Source organism: Flavobacterium sp. JLP (assembly GCF_015350755.1).
GTDB lineage: Bacteria > Bacteroidota > Bacteroidia > Flavobacteriales > Flavobacteriaceae > Flavobacterium.
Window position 1 is genome coordinate 93,992 of the sequence record NZ_JADKPS010000001.1, and the last position, 16,302, is coordinate 110,293.

The window sequence follows — 16,302 nt, forward strand, 5'->3', positions numbered from 1 at the left end:
ATGAATTCAGACCAATTATCAGAAAATGAATATTCAGGCGGATTTACAACTTATATCCAAGAAGCTGGAGATGTAAATTTAATTGAAGAGTTAGAGATTTCTTTACATGGTTTTATTCGATTTGTTCAAGATATTCCAATGGACAAATTTGATTATCGTTATGCAGAAGGAAAGTGGACAATCAAAGATATTATTCAACATCTTATAGATTCTGAACGTATTTTTTCTTACCGCGCTTTACGATTTTCAAGAAATGATAAAACACCTTTGGCTAGTTTTGAAGAAGATGATTATGCAAATAATACAAATTCAAATAACAGAAGTATTCAAGATTTGCTTACGGAACTGTCGGCCTTAAGACATTCTACTTTATTGTTTTATAAAAGTTTATCTGAAGAACAGCTTAAACGAATTGGAACAGCTTCAAACAATCCAATTTCTGTAAGAGCTTTAGGTTTTGTTATTATTGGTCACCAAAAACATCATCAAAAAGTTTTCAAGGAAAGGTATTTATAAGAAGTCCTAAAAATAAAAAAATAAAAAATCCTGTGAAGTTTATTCACAGGATTTTTTTTGTTTTTTGTAATGTATAGAATGACATAATTACTTATTTCTTTCAACAATAGCAAGACCAAATCTAATTTTATCGTAAGATAGTTTTTCTTCAAAATGATCATAATATGGCTTTAAAGCTGTAGGATATTCAAGTTCAACTTGCGCTTTATGCAGCATTAATACTTCTTCATCAGAAATAAATTGACTTAAGTCAAAATCATGTCCGTCAACATATAATTTTGCCAAGTGAGAAACTATGGTAGTCTGCCCTAGATTTCTTTTTTCTGCAATTTCTGCAATTGTATTACCGTTTTCAAAAAGCTCTAAGGTTGTTTTATATGTGTTGCCTTCTTTTTTAGTCTTCGCCTTTGCTTTCTTTTTTGCATTTTCAAAGTAAACAATTGCATCTATAAATTCCTGACCATATTTTTCTAATTTTGCTTTACCAACACCATCTATTGCAAGAAATTCTTCATCGCTCATTGGACGTGTATTTTCCATTTGCCTTAAAGCAGCATCGCTAAAAATTACATAGGCAGGAACTTCTTCATCTTTAGAAATTTCATAACGTAATTTTCTAAGTATCTCAAAAAGAGTAATTTTATTTGTTTTTGCTTTTGCTTCCTTAATTTCGTTTTTATCAATTGCTTTTTTAACAACAGTTGTTAATTTTACTTTCTCTCCTTCAAATAAAACTTTTCTGGCAAAGGGCGTTAGAAGAATTTTATTATGCTGATGAAAAGCAATTTCGCAATAACCTAAATTTATAAGCTGAATTAGATATTGATTCCAGTCGTACCAAGAAATATCAGCGCCTATTCCGTACGTTTTTAAGCTTTGATAATTTTTTTCGTAGATATACGCGTTTCTCGAGCCTCTCAAAAAATCTACAATTACCGCCAAAGGTTCAGATTCTTGCAGACGGCTAATCGCTGAGAGTGCTTTCTGTGCTAAAATTGTTCCATCAAAAAAAACTGGAGGATTTTTACAGATGTCACAATTACCGCAATTCTCAGTTACTAATTCTCCAAAATACGAAAGAAGAATTTTTCGTCTGCAGCTTAATGCATCTGCGTATTGCTTCATTCTGTCTAATTTGGCAAGCTGCACGTCAGAATTTAATCCGTCCGAAGCAAATTTCTGAAGCTGAATAACATCCGCATAACTTTCAAATAGAACTGTTTCTGCTGGCAATCCATCGCGGCCAGCACGACCAATTTCCTGATAATAACCTTCAATATTTTTAGGCAAATTATAATGTATCACCCAGCGCACATTTGATTTATCAATTCCCATCCCAAAGGCAATTGTAGCACAAACTACCTGACAATCGTCATTAATAAATTCATCTTGCGTTTTAGCACGAAGACTATTTTCTAAACCGGCATGATAAGCTTTGGCAGAAATTCCATTTTTCTTTAATTTATCAGCTAATTCTTCAGTCGTTTTTCTGCTGAGGCAATAAATAATTCCAGATTCATTCGGTTTATTTTCTACAAACTCTATGATTTGCTTTACCCTGTCTAAAGCTGGACGAACTTCCAAACTCAAGTTTTTTCTATCAAAGGAAGCAATAAAAATTTTTGGATTTTTTAATTTTAATTGTTTCGTAATATCTGTACGAGTTGCTTTATCGGCAGTTGCAGTCAATGCTAAAACTGGAGTAGAAGGGAAGCGGCTTTTTAAATAACCCAAATTAGTATAAGCTGGCCTAAAATCATGCCCCCAAGATGAAATACAATGCGCTTCATCAATTGCAATTAAGCTGATTGTCAATTCATTAAAAACAGCATCTAAATATGATAAACTTTCTGGTGCAATATAAACAAGCTTAAAAGTATTCGATTTTAAATTATCAATATAATATTGCTGTTCTTCACTAGATTGGCTGCTGTTTATGTAACAAGCTGTAATTCCGTTAGTTTTCAAGCTATCGACCTGATCTTTCATTAAAGCTATTAAAGGCGAAATAACAATTGTAATACCTGGCAGTACTAAAGCTGGTAATTGAAAACAAATCGATTTACCTCCGCCCGTTGGCATAATTGCAAGAGTATCTTGTCCGGAAAGAATGGTGTTTATAATAGTTTCCTGATTTGGTCTAAACTTTTCAAAACCAAAATTTTCTTTTAATTTGGCGTGTAATAATTCTGTATTCATTTGGGCAGTTATTTTAAATATTAAATTTAAAGAAATTTCTTATAAATTATAAAAATACTTAATTTATTATTTAAAGAAGTGCAAATTTGTATTAGTGTTCAATAAAAAAAGGAACCCGAATTGAGTTCCTTTAAATTATTTTGAAAGAGATAAATTAATCTTCATCGTCTTCATCATCATCTTCGTCAGCAATATCATCTGGATCTTTGTCGTCATCGTCATCATCATCTCCACCATCAGTATCTGGTTTATCTATTGCATCATCATCATCGTCGTCGTCAATATCATCATCAAGATCAAGACCTTTTACTGGTTCGATTGTATCAACATCAACATCGATATCATCGTCTTCGTCGTAATTTTCGATTCTGTCAGCAAGTTTAGTACTAATTTTTACTAAATAAATAGTGTCTTCAGTACGAACTTCAACAGCTTCGATCAATTCGTTTTTAGCATTTCTAAAACGGATAACATCCGAATCATCATAACCATCAGGAAATTTTTCTACCAATAGGTTCAAAATTTCGTTGGTAAGTTTAGCGTAGTCTACTATAACTCTTTTCATAAAATTATCCTATAAATCTAATAAATATGCAAAAATTAACGGTGCAACAATCGTAGCATCCGATTCAATAATAAATTTAGGGGTTTTGATATCTAATTTACCCCAAGTGATTTTCTCGTTTGGCACAGCTCCAGAATATGAACCGTAACTTGTTGTTGAATCTGAAATTTGGCAGAAATAACTCCAAAATGGAATATCGTGCATTTCCATATCTTGATACAGCATTGGCACCACACAGATTGGAAAATCTCCAGCAATACCACCACCAATTTGGAAAAATCCAATACCGTTTGTGCTGTTTTTTGGATACCAATCAGCAAGGAATGTCATGTATTCAATTCCTGATTTCATGGTAGAAGCTTTCAAATCTCCTTTTATTACGTATGAAGCAAAGATATTTCCCATTGTACTGTCTTCCCAACCTGGAACAATAATAGGCAAGTTTTTCTCAGCAGCTGCATACATCCAGCTATCTTTTAAGTCTATTTCGTAATACTCTTCTAAAACGCCAGATAATAACATTTTGTACATGAATTCATGTGGAAAATAACGTTCTCCTTTATCATCTGCATCTTTCCAGATCTTATAAATGTGTTTTTGTAAACGACGAAATGCTTCATGTTCCGGAATACAAGTATCTGTAACACGGTTTAATCCTCTTTCAAGCAAGGCCCATTCATCCTCTGGGGTTAAATCACGGTAGTTTGGCACTCTTTCGTAATGAGAGTGGGCTACTAAGTTCATGATATCTTCTTCTAGATTGGCTCCAGTACAAGAAATAATCTGTACTTTATCTTGTCTAATTATTTCGGCAAAAATTTTACCAATTTCTGCTGTACTCATAGCGCCAGCCATACTTACCATCATTTTAGCACCGTTTGCTAATTGCTGTTCATACGCTTTTGCAGCATCAACTAAAGAAGCAGAATTAAAGTGTAAATAATGTTTTTCAATAAACTGACTGATTGGTCCTTTCATTTTGTTTTGTTTTTTGTTTTTTTTGAATTAAAAGTTTAACCTTTTAGATGATACTGCAAATTAATAATTTTATAGATATTAACATTTAATTTGCAAGTTTTTTTTTATACTTTTTTTGTGTAACCTAAAATTTTCAATACATCATCAGAAGTTTGCTGTTCTGAGAAAACCTCAGTAGCTAAAATCCCGTTTTCATCGCGATCTATTAAAATATGTTTAGGCTGTGGAATTAAACAGTGGTGCAAACCGCCGTAACCTCCAATAGTTTCTTGATACGCACCAGTATTAAAGAAACCAATATACAATGGCTTTTCTTTGTTGTATTTAGGCAGATAAATCGCGTTCATATTTTGTTCTGAGTTGTAATAATCGTCACTATCACAAGTCAAACCTCCTAATAAAACCCGCTCGTAAGTATCATTCCAGCGATTTACAGCCAGCATGATAAAACGTTTATTTATCGCCCAAGTATCAGGCAAAGTGGTAATGAATGACGAATCAATCATGTTCCATTTTTCTCTATCATTTTGTTGCTTTTGATACAAAATCTGATAGATAGCGCCACCGCTTTCGCCTACAGTAAATGATCCAAATTCTGTAAAAATATTAGGGACATCAACTTCGGCTTCATCGCATGCAATTTTAATCTGATTGATAATTTCATCAATCATATATTGATAGTCATATTCGAAAGCAAGAGAGTTTTTAATCGGGAAACCGCCTCCTATGTTCAAGCCATCAAGAGTAGGGCATTCCTTTTTAAGCGCAATATATACTTTTATACATTTTACTAACTCATTCCAATAATATGCTGTATCATTTATTCCAGTATTAATGAAAAAGTGAAGCATTTTCAGCTCTAATTTATCATTTTCCTGAATTTGTTTTTTATAAAAAGAAACGATGTTTTTATATCCAATTCCTAATCTTGAAGTATAAAACTCAAATTTAGGTTCCTCTTCAGCTGCAATCCGAATTCCGATTTTGAATTTTCCTTTAATCTCAGCCTGAAGAAGATCTAATTCTTCATAATTATCAATAATCGGAATCGTATTTTTATGTCCGTTATTGATTAATCTACCAATATTACTGATGTATTCATCTCTTTTAAAACCATTACAAATTACATACGTACTTTTATTGATCTTACCATTTTCTAACAAATTTTCAACAATGTTAACATCAAATGCTGATGATGTTTCAATATGAATGTTATTTTTAAAAGCTTCATTCATAATGTATTCAAAATGAGAGCTTTTTGTACAATAACAATAATAATATTTTGCTTCGTATTTGTTTTTTTCCATAGATTTTCTGAACCAAGCTTTTGCCTTGTTGATATTTTCAGAAATCTGCGGTAAGTAGGTGAATTTTAGTGGGGTACCATATTGTTCAACCAATTTCATCAAATCGATGTTGTGAAACTGAAGGTTGTCTTTGTTTAGTTTAAATTCCTCCTGAGGAAAGTAATATGTTTGATTAATTAGATCAGAATATTTTGTATTCATTTATTTGTCAATATTTTAAAGTTGCAGTTTATTAAATTTAGTGATTTTTTAGGCTAAATCTAAAATTCAAACTCTAATATTGGCAAATACAATTTCCAGTTTTTCGTGTTCTGCTTTCGAATAAAGAAAAACTTCAAAACAAAACGGACTTTTACTATTATAAAAACGGTTCAACATTCTTAGTAAAGAACTATTGAGACGGTTTCTATAAGAACTAAAGTGTCTTTGTTTTTTGTTTGTTTTCATTGTGGCAAATGTAAAAAATAATATATACCTAAAGCAATGCTTTTGATTAAAAAAAGTTTAAGATTTATAATCTTGAAACGCAGCTAGAATCAATTTATTTTCAACGGATTGATTAATTTTTATTTTTCCGATACCTTCAATTAATGCAAATTGAATTAATCCGTATTCATTTTTTTTGTCGTGAATAAGCAATTCTAAAATAGGTTCAATATCATTTTCTTCTACAATTACATCTTCATAGATACTTTTAATGGCCGTTTTTATTTCATCATATTCAGCTGGAGTAATTAAATTCTTATGCAATGAAATATAACTTTCTAAAATCATCCCAATCGCAATTGCTTCACCGTGTAATAATGTTTTTTTAGATTCGCTTTCTAAAAAGTAACTTTCTATCGCGTGGCCTAAAGTATGTCCAAAATTCAGCGCCTTGCGAATGTTTTTCTCTGTTGGATCCTGAATGACAATATCGTTTTTAATTTCAACAGAACGATAAATTAACTGGTCAAGTGAATCATAATCAATTGCTTTTAGGTCTAAAAACCGTTTCCAATATACGGCATCATATATAAGACCATGTTTTAGCATTTCTGCCAAACCAGAGCGCATTTCACTTTGTGACAAAGTTTCAAGGTAATTTGTGTCTATTAAAACCATCTGAGGAACGTTTATAACACCGATCTGGTTTTTAAGGTTTCCTAAATCAACGCCTGTTTTTCCTCCAACAGAAGCATCGACCATAGATAATAGAGTAGTAGGGATATTGATAAAATCAACGCCACGTTTGAAAGTTGATGCTACGAAACCGCCTAAATCTGTTACTACACCGCCGCCAAGATTGATTACAAGCGATTTTCTGTCGGCTCCAAGTTCTGTAAGTACATTCCAAATTTGAATACAGGTTTCTATGTTTTTATTGGCCTCTCCAGCTTCAAATTCGATTATTTCGATGTTTAAATCCGTTTCTAGTAAAGGCAAAAACTTTGGCAAGCAATACTCATTTGTCTCATTATCAACTATAATAAACAAATTAGAATATTTGTTTTCTTTTAAATGTTTATTTAAAGCTTCGTAGGCATCCTGGTTAAAATGTACTAGATAATTATTGGCTTGAATAGATTGCATAATTCGTCGGTTATTTAAAACCACAAAATAAGGCATTTTTAGCTAAATAATATTCAAACTTTTACTCTAATTTGTTTTAAAACGAATGAATCTAATTAAGGATTTGAATCAAAAATAGTTAAAATTTAATTTTTTAAGTCGTACTGTAATAAAGCAGTAAAATTTTACTTCATAATATAATATTAAAAGCAATCATATTAACGATATTAAAAAATATGATGGTATTTAGTAAATAATATTCAAAACACTCTATATCTTTGCACAAAAACTAAACTTAATGGAAAAAATATTCGATAACACTCAAGTAGCATTTTCACTTAAAAGTGATACCGAACTTGACAGGGCTTATTTTCTTTTTAAAATGATTGACAGCGAACCTTTAGTACGAATTGGAACTGCTGTAACTAATTTTGCTATTAAAGCACATCTTCCGGTTGAAGGATTAATTCGTGCGACTGTTTTTGATCATTTTTGTGGAGGAGTAAACGAAGATGACTGTATAAATGTGGTTGATAAAATGTTTACTAAAGGCGTTTCATCTGTCTTAGATTATTCAGTTGAAGGAAAAGAAGAGGAAGAGCAGTTTGATGCGGCGTTAGAAATGACCTTAAAAACTATTGAATTTGCTAAAGAGCGTTTGGCGATTCCATTTGCGGTTTTTAAGCCAACAGGCTTAGGTCGCTTTGAACTATATGAGAAATTAGGAGAAAAACAGACGTTAACTCCGGCAGAACAGGCAGAATGGGATAGAGTAGTAGCCCGGTTTGATAAGGTGTGCAGTGAAGCACACAGAAAAGATGTGGCACTATTAATTGATGGTGAAGAAAGCTGGATGCAGGATGCCGCAGATGATTTGGTAACCGATATGATGCGCAAATACAATAAAGAAAAAGCTATTGTGTTTAATACGTTGCAAATGTACCGTTGGGATCGTTTGGATTATTTGAAAAAATTACATGAAATCGCTAAAAAAGAAGGCTTTTTTATTGGAATGAAATTAGTTCGCGGTGCTTACATGGAAAAAGAAAATAAGAGAGCAGAAGAGAAAAACTATGTTTCGCCAATTTGTGTTTCTAAAGAAGCGACAGATGTTAATTACGACGCTGCCGTACATTATATGTTAGATCATTTAGAAACAATGTCAATTTTCGCAGGAACTCATAACGAATTGAGTTCATATAAGTTGATGGAAATGATGGAGCAAAAAGGAATTGCCAAAAATGATAACAGAATCTGGTTTGGACAATTATACGGAATGAGCGACAATATTAGCTACAACTTAGCTGAAAATGGTTATAACGTTGCTAAATATTTGCCATTTGGACCTGTAAAAGATGTTATGCCTTACTTGATTCGCCGTGCTGAAGAAAATACTTCTGTAGCCGGACAAACAAGCCGTGAATTATCTATGATAAAAGCAGAACGTAAACGTAGAAAAGGGAAATAATTTTCAGTTTTTAGTCTCAGTTACAAAAAAAAAGCTCCAATTAATTGGAGCTTTTTTTATTGGAATTTCGTTTTTAAGAATTACTAAACTGAAGATTGCTCAAGTTTTTGTAAATACCATTTTCAAGATTTATTAATTCCTGGTGTGTTCCTTCTTCAGTTATTTTTCCGTTATCTAGCACTAGAATTTTATCAGCATTTCTAATAGTTGAAAGACGATGTGCAATAATAATGCTTGTTCTTCCTTCCATTAAAACTTCTAAAGCTTCTTGAACTAGTTTCTCACTTTCACTATCTAAAGATGATGTTGCTTCATCTAAAATTAAAATACTTGGGTTTTTAAGCAAAGCTCTTGCAATAGCAATACGCTGACGCTGTCCGCCAGATAGTTTTACACCACGTTCACCAACAAGAGTTTCGAATTTTTCTGGAAAACCTTCTATAAAATTCAAGGCGTTTGCTTGTTTTGCTGCTAACATAATCTCTTCGTCAGTTGCATCCGGTTTTCCATATGCTATATTTTCTTTTATTGTTCCTCCAAATAAAATTACATCCTGGGGTACAATACTCATGCTTCCACGAAGATTTTCTAAATCGTAATCGTAAATGTTTTTTCCGTCAACCAGAATTTCTCCTGAAGTGATATCATAAAAACGCAATAATAAAGAAGAAATAGTAGATTTTCCGGCTCCGCTTGGGCCTACGATTGCTATTTTTTGACCAAAATCGGCTTTAAAATTTACATCTTTTAAAACCTGAACTTCCTTACGAGAAGGATAACTGAAGGCTACATTATTAAAAGAAACGATTCCTTTGATTTTTTCTACTGCAGAAGTTTTTTGGTTTGCTTTAATATCCTCCGGAGTTTCTTCTAGCAATTCAAAAACACGTTCTGTAGCTCCAACTGCCTTTTGAATTTGGGCATACATTTCTGCAATACCTCCAAACGAAGCTCCAATAAAAGTAGTATAAAGCACGAAAGAAATTAAATCTCCAACGCCTTCAACTTCTCCTTTTATAGTAAGTGTAATACCGTACCAAACTACAGCAACAACACATCCGAAAAGACACAGAATAATAAATGACGCGAAATAACCTCTGTATTGACCGCCTTTAATGGCAATTTTTACGATTTCTTTAATTTTATTTTTATAACGCTGAATTTCGTACCATTCATTAGCAAAAGCTTTTACATTGCTTATTCCTTGCAGTGTCTCTTCAACAATTACTTGGCTTTCTGCAACTTTATCTTGTGTTTTTTTACCATATTTACGAATAAATCTTCCAAAAATCACTGCAGCAACGGCTACTATTGGAACAATCGCTAACATCATCAATGTTAATTTTGGACTGATATTTCCTAAAATCACAAATCCTCCTATTATCAAAATAAACTGACGTAAAAACTCAGCAATTGTTGTGGTAAAAGTATCTTGCAGCTGCGAAATATCAGCACTGATTCTACTATTCAGCTCACCAACACGTTTTTGAGAATAAAAGGACATTGGAAGTTTTACCAGATTTTCATACAACGCAAAACGAATGTTTGATAATGAGTTTTCAGTAAAATTTACAAAAAGCGAAATTCTGAAAAAAGAAAATACCGCCTGTAATGTCAATATTCCCAAAAGAGCAAGAGCTATTTCATTTGCTCTGCTAAGATCTTTATTCGTTACACAATCTACCAGCATTCCCATTAACTTAGGGAAGGCGAGGGCAGTAGCGCTTGTTAGCAATAAAAAGAGTAAGCCCAGAAAAAACTTCCATTTATGATTTTTTCCATATTTAAAAATTCTGAGTGCTTTTTGAAGTGAGTTAGAGTCTAATTTAGCTTTAGGTAAATCGTTTTCTTGATATCTAGCCATTTGAGTATACAATTAAGGTATGCAAATGTATGATTATAGCGAATGAATACAAAAGAATATTATCAATTACGCTTTCAGATTTTGATTTTTAACTTAAAATTAGAAAATACCAACTTTTATTTATTTTTTAAAAAGCTGAAAAATAGATTAGTAAATAAAAACAGTAAAAAATAATTCAATTTATTTCAAAAAACACTTGCAAATACAAATTCTAGCTGTATATTTGCACTCGCAATCAGATAATGATAGCAACCTATTAAAATAGGGCGATTAGCTCAGCTGGTTCAGAGCACCTCGTTTACACCGAGGGGGTCGGGGGTTCGAACCCCTCATCGCCCACAAAAAAACTCCTTAAGAAATTAAGGAGTTTTTTTGTTTTGTATCTATCTATTCGATAAACTCATATTAACTTATTCATTCCTTTTTCCATAATAAAAATTCTTTATTATCTGTGCACGACATTGAAGAAATAAAATTATCGAAATTGAAATTTTCATATTTTGATATGATGTCATAAACCGCTTCAAATCCTTTAGTACCATGTGGAATTAAGCATCCTGAATTTTCGCCAAGCAATGCTAACCAAACATCCGGTAAAAAAGGCCCATCCTCTGTATTTATTAATTTTATTTCTTTAATATCATTCCATAAAATTTCTTCGGTTTTTCGCTCCGTATGTTCAACTCTAATAAACTCTTTAGTAATTGTCACTAAAAAATTATCTTCAGGATTTTTCGGTTTTGATTTTCCAAATATTTTTTGAAGTATTCCCATTTTTAAAGATTAGTTTTAATTATATTGATCCCATATCACGTATAACTCATTTACAAGATTTCATAAAGATCGTCTATAGCTGAGTTTCGTTATTTAAAAAATTCATCAAAACTTTCTTTTTTTGATTTTTGATACTTTTCAATATAGACATCTAAAAAGCCACTTTGTTTTAAAAACTGCATCGTGTCTTTTATATTTAATATTTCTTCAATTGCTTTTTGTTTGTCTTTTTGTTTATTGAAATAAGATTCTGTTATTTTATATCCTATCCAATATCCCAAATCATTTGGTCTGTCATCTTTTTTAGATGTTCCGTATAGCCAATCCTGATAATCCGCATTTTTTAATCTCGAAACAAATTCCTGACATAATTTATCTTGGTTTTGTTCTCCATATTTATATTCAAACTTGTTTATTAATTCTCCAGAAATAAGCTCACCAATAAAGTCTGCGCCACCTTCAAGCAAACACCATTTCAAAAGCATATCTTTTCCTGTTATTTTTTGCTGATAGTGAATAAGTTCGTGCGCTATTAAACCTGAAACGCCATCCAAATTTTTAAGCATTTCTGTCCCAATAATAATTCCATCAGGAGAAGAAGTTCCACCTGAATTAAACCTTCCATAAACAAAATAAATTGGAGGAAATTTGGCATTTGGATACCAATATTTTAGAGAACTATAAATAGCCCGTACTCTCTTTTCCTTGGAAGAAATATCATCTAAAACATTCCTTGAAAGTTCATAATCTGCTTTTCTTTTCTTTACAACAGCAAAAAGTGAGTCTGCATTTATTATTCTGTTTTCAGTAAATCCTTTAACACCTGGAGAACCTTTTTGCATGTAGTCAATAAATGTGTTTTGTTTTGATTTCTCTATCTTGTCAAATGCTTCCCAAAAATTTTTTGAATCTTTTGTCTCAAATACTGCATCTAAAGGATTGTCTGAGAAATTACTTTGCCCAAAAAGAAAATTAGAAAAAATAATTAAAAGTGTTGTGAAAATAAGGTTTAACTTCATATCTGAATTTAAAACATTTTTTTAATAGAGTTTGGTGGCTTATGTTTATTTATGTAACGTTAAATTTTTTAAATTAATACTTCCGCAATGAATTTCCTTATCCCTAATTTTATAAAAAAGATTTTGCCCTTTTAGGCTGAGCTCTGTTCGCAAAATGCCATATTGTGTTCCTCCAGTCAAGCGGAGTACTACGACATAAAAACCGCTGGATTCTTTTGGCTTAATAATTCTTTTCAACGAAGGTGATTTGTGAATATTATTGTCTAAAAATGATTCTAAATTGGTTAAGCCATAATTAAATAAAGGTGCTTTTTCAATTGTCATCGTGTCTGACGGAATCAATGTTTTATAATATTTACCTGGCAAAGCTGGAATCTCATAAGAATCTATGGGAAAGTCAATCTTTAATTCAAGAGAATTATCTGTTTCATTGGTTATTCGAGTCCAAAATACAGCATAAACATATTGCACTCTATTTGGATCTGTATATTTGTTTCCACCTTTTGGAAAGCTATTTTGTATTATAAGGCTTGCACCGTTAGAATCTATATACTTATATTTAGTGTAAATATCCTTATCGTTATGATTAGTCAATCGTTTTTTTCTTTGGATATTTTTTACAGAATATAAAGTTTCTTTATCGACAGTATTTGGTATTGCGTTATTATCTTGCTTACAGGATAAAAGCCAAGTTGTTATCAAAATCAATATTAAAATATTTTTTTTCATTTTTTCAGCTTACACACAACAGGGTTGTTCTTGTATAAATGACATTAATACAAGTTTTTTAGTCGGTTTTAAGTTATCAGATGACTTTTTATAAGCGAATATAAGAAATATTTATACTACAGTTTATTAGCATCTTCAGATAGATAGAAATGATTTTTCATCATTCTCTTAAACAGATTTTTGACTAGTACAATTCATAATTTAAAATTTAAAAAGAAATCTTTAAAATATTTTGTATATTGTTGTCATGTATATTATATTTGCGACAACAATTTAATTTTATTAAAAATGAGAGAATTAACCTTTGCATCGTTACAAGTAAAAAATTTAGAAGCATCAAAAGACTTTTATGAAAAAAAAATAGGATTTGAGATTGGTAATACCAATCCGCAAGCTTGTATTTTTAAATACAATGAAGGGCAAGCAAGTTTTGCTATTCGTACACCTCTTGAACCAATTGAAGATAAAGAATTAGGAATTGGTGTTGCTCTTTGGTTTGCAGTTAACGAAAATGTAGACGAATTAAAAGAGAAATTTATAGCGAATGGATTAACCACAGTGGGACCAATTATAGAAACACCTTTTGGAAGAGCATTTCACGTAAAAGACCTTGACGGTTATAAACTTACTTTTTTGGAGACAAAATAAAAGTAAACTATTACTTTTGAAACTAGTTTTTTCGTAATTTAAGCCTAACATCTTTGAATAAACGAGATTTTGATTTAATATTGACAAAATGTTTCAATATCATTATGACTAAAGAAATTAATTTTCATTTTAAAAGTCCAAAAGATAGTCCAGGCTATTTGCTTGGCCAACTGACAATGTTATGGCAGCGTAAACTTAAAAAAGTTTTAGATCCATTAGATTTAACACAGACGCAATTTGTATTGCTTGCAGCGTTGGGCTGGCTTTCAAAAAAAAGCAATTCTGTAACACAGGTTGACATTGCGAATCAAAGTAATGCTGATAGAATGATGGTTTCAAAAGTATTGCGAACGTTGGAAGAAAAAGGTTTTGTAACACGTCAAGAGCACGAAACCGACACAAGAGCAAAAACGATTCGACTAACAACTGTTGGAGAAAACGTTTTGCAAAAAGCAATCGTTGAAGTAGAAAATGCTGATCTTGATTTCTTCGCTGCATTAGACGAAAATCTTTCTTCATTCAATTCTAATATGGTAAAACTTATTGATGAAAATAAAAATGAATAAATATTGCTTCTAAAATACACTCATTAATATTTATTTTTTGTTTTGAAAAATTTATAAAAATAGGTGAGACTATTGAATACCATAAATACAATAAAGATACTTCTTAAGAAATTAAGGGGTTTTTTTATGGATTTTGTTTCAGAATCGGATAATTGGGAATAGAATCATTTTTCAAATCTTTTCTTTACTTTATTCCCTATTTTAAAACTCAAATCTGTCATTTAACACGTTATAACTTCTAAATCGCTATAATATTTTTTAACTATATTTGACATAGATATTGTTTTTTCGGCAACTATAGTATTGAAAAAGAAAATCAAATTATCAACCCCCAAATCTTAAAAATGAAAAAAATAATAATTACTCTTTTATTTGTATTTACTGTTATAAATATGTTTGGGCAAGCGCCTGCCGCTTCAAAACCAAGCAAAGCTAATTCTAATAATAAAGCTTTGCCACCTACTGAAATGGTCTCTAATAAAGTCATAAATCCGCTTAAAAAAGCACCATTAGACGAAGCATCAATCCTGATATATGATTATGACGGTTCTCTGTTTTCATTTGATTTAGAATCCGAACAAATTGGCTGGACTGTAAAAGCTTCGGACGCCTATACTGAAATGTGTGCAAATGCAATAACGCTAAAAGATGGTGTAGTATACGTACCGTTTATTAATGGTGAAATTTTCGCAGTAGATAACCAGACTGGTGATATTTTTTGGAAAGCAAGGTTAGGTAATATTACTGATCAAATTGTGCTAAAAGATCAAATTCCAGTCATAAATGGCGGAAAGTTGTATATAACTTCTCAAAATGGCAACATTTATGCGCTTGATACAAAAGACGGCAGTTTAATATGGAACTACAAGTTAGATTCGTCAAATAATGATATTCCGGTTCTCGTTTTTGACAACAAGGTTTATACTCAAAGCGGGTCTAATTTCTATTGTTTTGAAGCAAATACGGGAGAACTTATTTATCATAAAGACTTTGAAGAATCGTTGCATGGAAAACCTGTTACAGACGGCGAAAATGTATTTATAGCAAATGAAAAAAATGTGATTTTTGCCTTAAGTCCTAATAAACCAGATATTTTATGGCAATTTAAATTAGATGAAAATCAGAGTAATGTCAAAGAACGTATACTTTGCAAAGACAAAAAAATATATTTTGCAGCACAAGGACCAGAAGTCTCTTCTATTTACGGTCTGGATTCGAAAACAGGAACACAGATTTGGAAAACTGATTTTAAGGGAGATAATGTAGAATACATCCTTGAGGAAAGTGATAATATTTGGGGATACACTCATAAGGCAAAACTTTTTCAATTAGACATAACCAATGGTGAAATAGCTTCTGAAGTAAAATTAACAACCAAACCTATTTCAAATCTTGAATTTGCTGATGATGATTCTTTATTTTATTATTCTGATGCTGCCTTAATTCAATTTGAATTTAAAACAAAAGACGAAAACGAAGTTTATCTTCGAACCTCTATTAAAGACAATGTTTACAGTGCATACATAAAAAAAATTCGATAACAAAAAAGCAAGCTGTCTCAATACTGAGATGGCTTTTTTTAATATTTCATTTTTGAATAATGTGGTATGTGAATATTAATTAACGCTTTTATCAAAAAAAATATAAACTGATAGAATTAATCTAAAATCAACGTTTATGAATGATATTAAAACAACTATAAAGCCTTTTTTGACAGTACAGGATGGCATAAAAGCAATAGAATTTTATAAATCAGCCTTTGGAGCCATAGAGACAAAAAGGTTTGAATTAGAAAATCAAAAAATATCTTCAGTTATTGAGATTGAGAGTGCCGTATTTTATTTGAGTGATGAAGAACGTTGCAATGGAAATTTGAAACCTGATATAAAATCAAATAGCCCGATAAGAATCATTTTGGAAACTAAAAATGCAGACGAGATATTTGAAAAAGCACTAAAATTTGGTGCAAAAGAAATTTGCCCCATCAAAACCGAAGAGGATTGGAGAATTGGTAAATTAAAAGATCCGTTTGGACACGTTTGGGAAATTGGTTATATCTTATAAGGTGGAGTTCTCTTCGTTTTGGCAAATCTTATTTTCTAAAAAAAATACGGGACC

The 16,302-nt window shown here is 31.3% G+C and carries 15 protein-coding genes and 1 tRNA gene; 7 read left to right on the plus strand and 9 right to left on the minus strand.

The window, feature by feature from the left end; genetic code table 11:
• Window positions 1–516, plus strand: a complete 516-nt coding sequence (locus tag IRZ83_RS00435) for a DinB family protein (protein ID WP_194566049.1) — start codon at window positions 1–3, stop codon at window positions 514–516.
• A gap of 87 nt (window positions 517–603) precedes the next feature.
• Here the strand turns inward: IRZ83_RS00435 and recQ are convergent, their stop codons facing one another.
• The 5 genes from recQ to aroB form a co-directional block, all read right to left on the minus strand.
• Window positions 604–2,715, minus strand: coding sequence for a DNA helicase RecQ (gene recQ, locus IRZ83_RS00440; protein WP_194566050.1), 2,112 nt, complete (start codon window positions 2,713–2,715; stop codon window positions 604–606).
• A gap of 154 nt (window positions 2,716–2,869) precedes the next feature.
• A complete protein-coding gene (locus IRZ83_RS00445; protein WP_029270347.1) occupies window positions 2,870–3,280 on the minus strand; it encodes a hypothetical protein in 411 nt (136 codons plus the stop codon).
• 9 nt (window positions 3,281–3,289) lie between these two features.
• Complete coding sequence (locus tag IRZ83_RS00450; protein ID WP_007811609.1) at window positions 3,290–4,258, minus strand: deoxyhypusine synthase family protein; 969 nt, start codon at window positions 4,256–4,258, stop codon at window positions 3,290–3,292.
• Between the two features lie 104 nt (window positions 4,259–4,362).
• On the minus strand, window positions 4,363–5,766 hold the full coding sequence (locus IRZ83_RS00455) for a decarboxylase (RefSeq protein ID WP_029270343.1): 1,404 nt from the start codon (window positions 5,764–5,766) through the stop codon (window positions 4,363–4,365).
• A gap of 303 nt (window positions 5,767–6,069) precedes the next feature.
• Window positions 6,070–7,137 (minus strand): 3-dehydroquinate synthase, encoded by a 1,068-nt coding sequence (gene aroB / locus IRZ83_RS00460; RefSeq protein ID WP_194566051.1) that lies wholly within the window; start codon window positions 7,135–7,137, stop codon window positions 6,070–6,072.
• A 277-nt stretch (window positions 7,138–7,414) separates the two neighbouring features.
• On the opposite strand from aroB, the gene IRZ83_RS00465 reads away from it, so the two are divergent.
• On the plus strand, window positions 7,415–8,584 hold the full coding sequence (locus tag IRZ83_RS00465) for a proline dehydrogenase family protein (RefSeq protein WP_029270336.1): 1,170 nt from the start codon (window positions 7,415–7,417) through the stop codon (window positions 8,582–8,584).
• 73 nt (window positions 8,585–8,657) lie between these two features.
• Here IRZ83_RS00465 and IRZ83_RS00470 read toward each other — a convergent pair whose 3' ends face one another.
• Entirely contained in the window at window positions 8,658–10,448 is a 1,791-nt protein-coding gene (locus IRZ83_RS00470; RefSeq protein WP_194566053.1) for an ABC transporter ATP-binding protein, read from the minus strand.
• A gap of 264 nt (window positions 10,449–10,712) precedes the next feature.
• On the opposite strand from IRZ83_RS00470, the gene IRZ83_RS00475 reads away from it, so the two are divergent.
• Window positions 10,713–10,787 (plus strand) — tRNA-Val (locus IRZ83_RS00475).
• Between the two features lie 75 nt (window positions 10,788–10,862).
• Here IRZ83_RS00475 and IRZ83_RS00480 read toward each other — a convergent pair.
• The 3 genes from IRZ83_RS00480 to IRZ83_RS00490 all read right to left on the minus strand — a co-directional run bounded on the left by IRZ83_RS00480 (window position 10,863) and on the right by IRZ83_RS00490 (window position 12,970).
• A complete protein-coding gene (locus tag IRZ83_RS00480; RefSeq protein ID WP_194566055.1) occupies window positions 10,863–11,222 on the minus strand; it encodes a hypothetical protein in 360 nt (119 codons plus the stop codon).
• Window positions 11,223–11,311: 89 nt separating this feature from the next.
• On the minus strand, window positions 11,312–12,241 hold the full coding sequence (locus IRZ83_RS00485) for a DUF2268 domain-containing putative Zn-dependent protease (RefSeq protein WP_194566057.1): 930 nt from the start codon (window positions 12,239–12,241) through the stop codon (window positions 11,312–11,314).
• A 45-nt stretch (window positions 12,242–12,286) separates the two neighbouring features.
• Complete coding sequence (locus tag IRZ83_RS00490; RefSeq protein ID WP_194566059.1) at window positions 12,287–12,970, minus strand: hypothetical protein; 684 nt, start codon at window positions 12,968–12,970, stop codon at window positions 12,287–12,289.
• 288 nt (window positions 12,971–13,258) lie between these two features.
• Between IRZ83_RS00490 and IRZ83_RS00495 the strand changes: the two genes are divergently transcribed.
• From IRZ83_RS00495 to IRZ83_RS00510, 4 genes are all read left to right on the plus strand, one after another.
• Entirely contained in the window at window positions 13,259–13,618 is a 360-nt protein-coding gene (locus tag IRZ83_RS00495; RefSeq protein WP_194566061.1) for a VOC family protein, read from the plus strand.
• 104 nt (window positions 13,619–13,722) lie between these two features.
• On the plus strand, window positions 13,723–14,184 hold the full coding sequence (locus IRZ83_RS00500; RefSeq protein ID WP_194566063.1) for a MarR family winged helix-turn-helix transcriptional regulator: 462 nt from the start codon (window positions 13,723–13,725) through the stop codon (window positions 14,182–14,184).
• A gap of 344 nt (window positions 14,185–14,528) precedes the next feature.
• Complete coding sequence (locus IRZ83_RS00505) at window positions 14,529–15,725, plus strand: PQQ-binding-like beta-propeller repeat protein (RefSeq protein ID WP_194566066.1); 1,197 nt, start codon at window positions 14,529–14,531, stop codon at window positions 15,723–15,725.
• 136 nt (window positions 15,726–15,861) lie between these two features.
• On the plus strand, window positions 15,862–16,248 hold the full coding sequence (locus IRZ83_RS00510; protein ID WP_194566068.1) for a VOC family protein: 387 nt from the start codon (window positions 15,862–15,864) through the stop codon (window positions 16,246–16,248).
• The last annotated feature ends 54 nt before the right edge of the window (window positions 16,249–16,302 follow it).

Coding starts and splice junctions, on each gene's coding strand:
- IRZ83_RS00485 (WP_194566057.1), bottom strand. CDS start 12,241: ATGAAGTTAAACCTTATTTTCACAACACTTTTAATTATTTTTTCTAAT.
- IRZ83_RS00435 (WP_194566049.1), top strand. CDS start 1: ATGAATTCAGACCAATTATCAGAAAATGAATATTCAGGCGGATTTACA.
- IRZ83_RS00510 (WP_194566068.1), top strand. CDS start 15,862: ATGAATGATATTAAAACAACTATAAAGCCTTTTTTGACAGTACAGGAT.
- IRZ83_RS00450 (WP_007811609.1), bottom strand. CDS start 4,258: ATGAAAGGACCAATCAGTCAGTTTATTGAAAAACATTATTTACACTTT.
- IRZ83_RS00480 (WP_194566055.1), bottom strand. CDS start 11,222: ATGGGAATACTTCAAAAAATATTTGGAAAATCAAAACCGAAAAATCCT.
- IRZ83_RS00500 (WP_194566063.1), top strand. CDS start 13,723: ATGACTAAAGAAATTAATTTTCATTTTAAAAGTCCAAAAGATAGTCCA.
- IRZ83_RS00490 (WP_194566059.1), bottom strand. CDS start 12,970: ATGAAAAAAAATATTTTAATATTGATTTTGATAACAACTTGGCTTTTA.
- IRZ83_RS00465 (WP_029270336.1), top strand. CDS start 7,415: ATGGAAAAAATATTCGATAACACTCAAGTAGCATTTTCACTTAAAAGT.
- aroB (WP_194566051.1), bottom strand. CDS start 7,137: ATGCAATCTATTCAAGCCAATAATTATCTAGTACATTTTAACCAGGAT.
- IRZ83_RS00505 (WP_194566066.1), top strand. CDS start 14,529: ATGAAAAAAATAATAATTACTCTTTTATTTGTATTTACTGTTATAAAT.
- recQ (WP_194566050.1), bottom strand. CDS start 2,715: ATGAATACAGAATTATTACACGCCAAATTAAAAGAAAATTTTGGTTTT.
- IRZ83_RS00495 (WP_194566061.1), top strand. CDS start 13,259: ATGAGAGAATTAACCTTTGCATCGTTACAAGTAAAAAATTTAGAAGCA.
- IRZ83_RS00455 (WP_029270343.1), bottom strand. CDS start 5,766: ATGAATACAAAATATTCTGATCTAATTAATCAAACATATTACTTTCCT.
- IRZ83_RS00445 (WP_029270347.1), bottom strand. CDS start 3,280: ATGAAAAGAGTTATAGTAGACTACGCTAAACTTACCAACGAAATTTTG.
- IRZ83_RS00470 (WP_194566053.1), bottom strand. CDS start 10,448: ATGGCTAGATATCAAGAAAACGATTTACCTAAAGCTAAATTAGACTCT.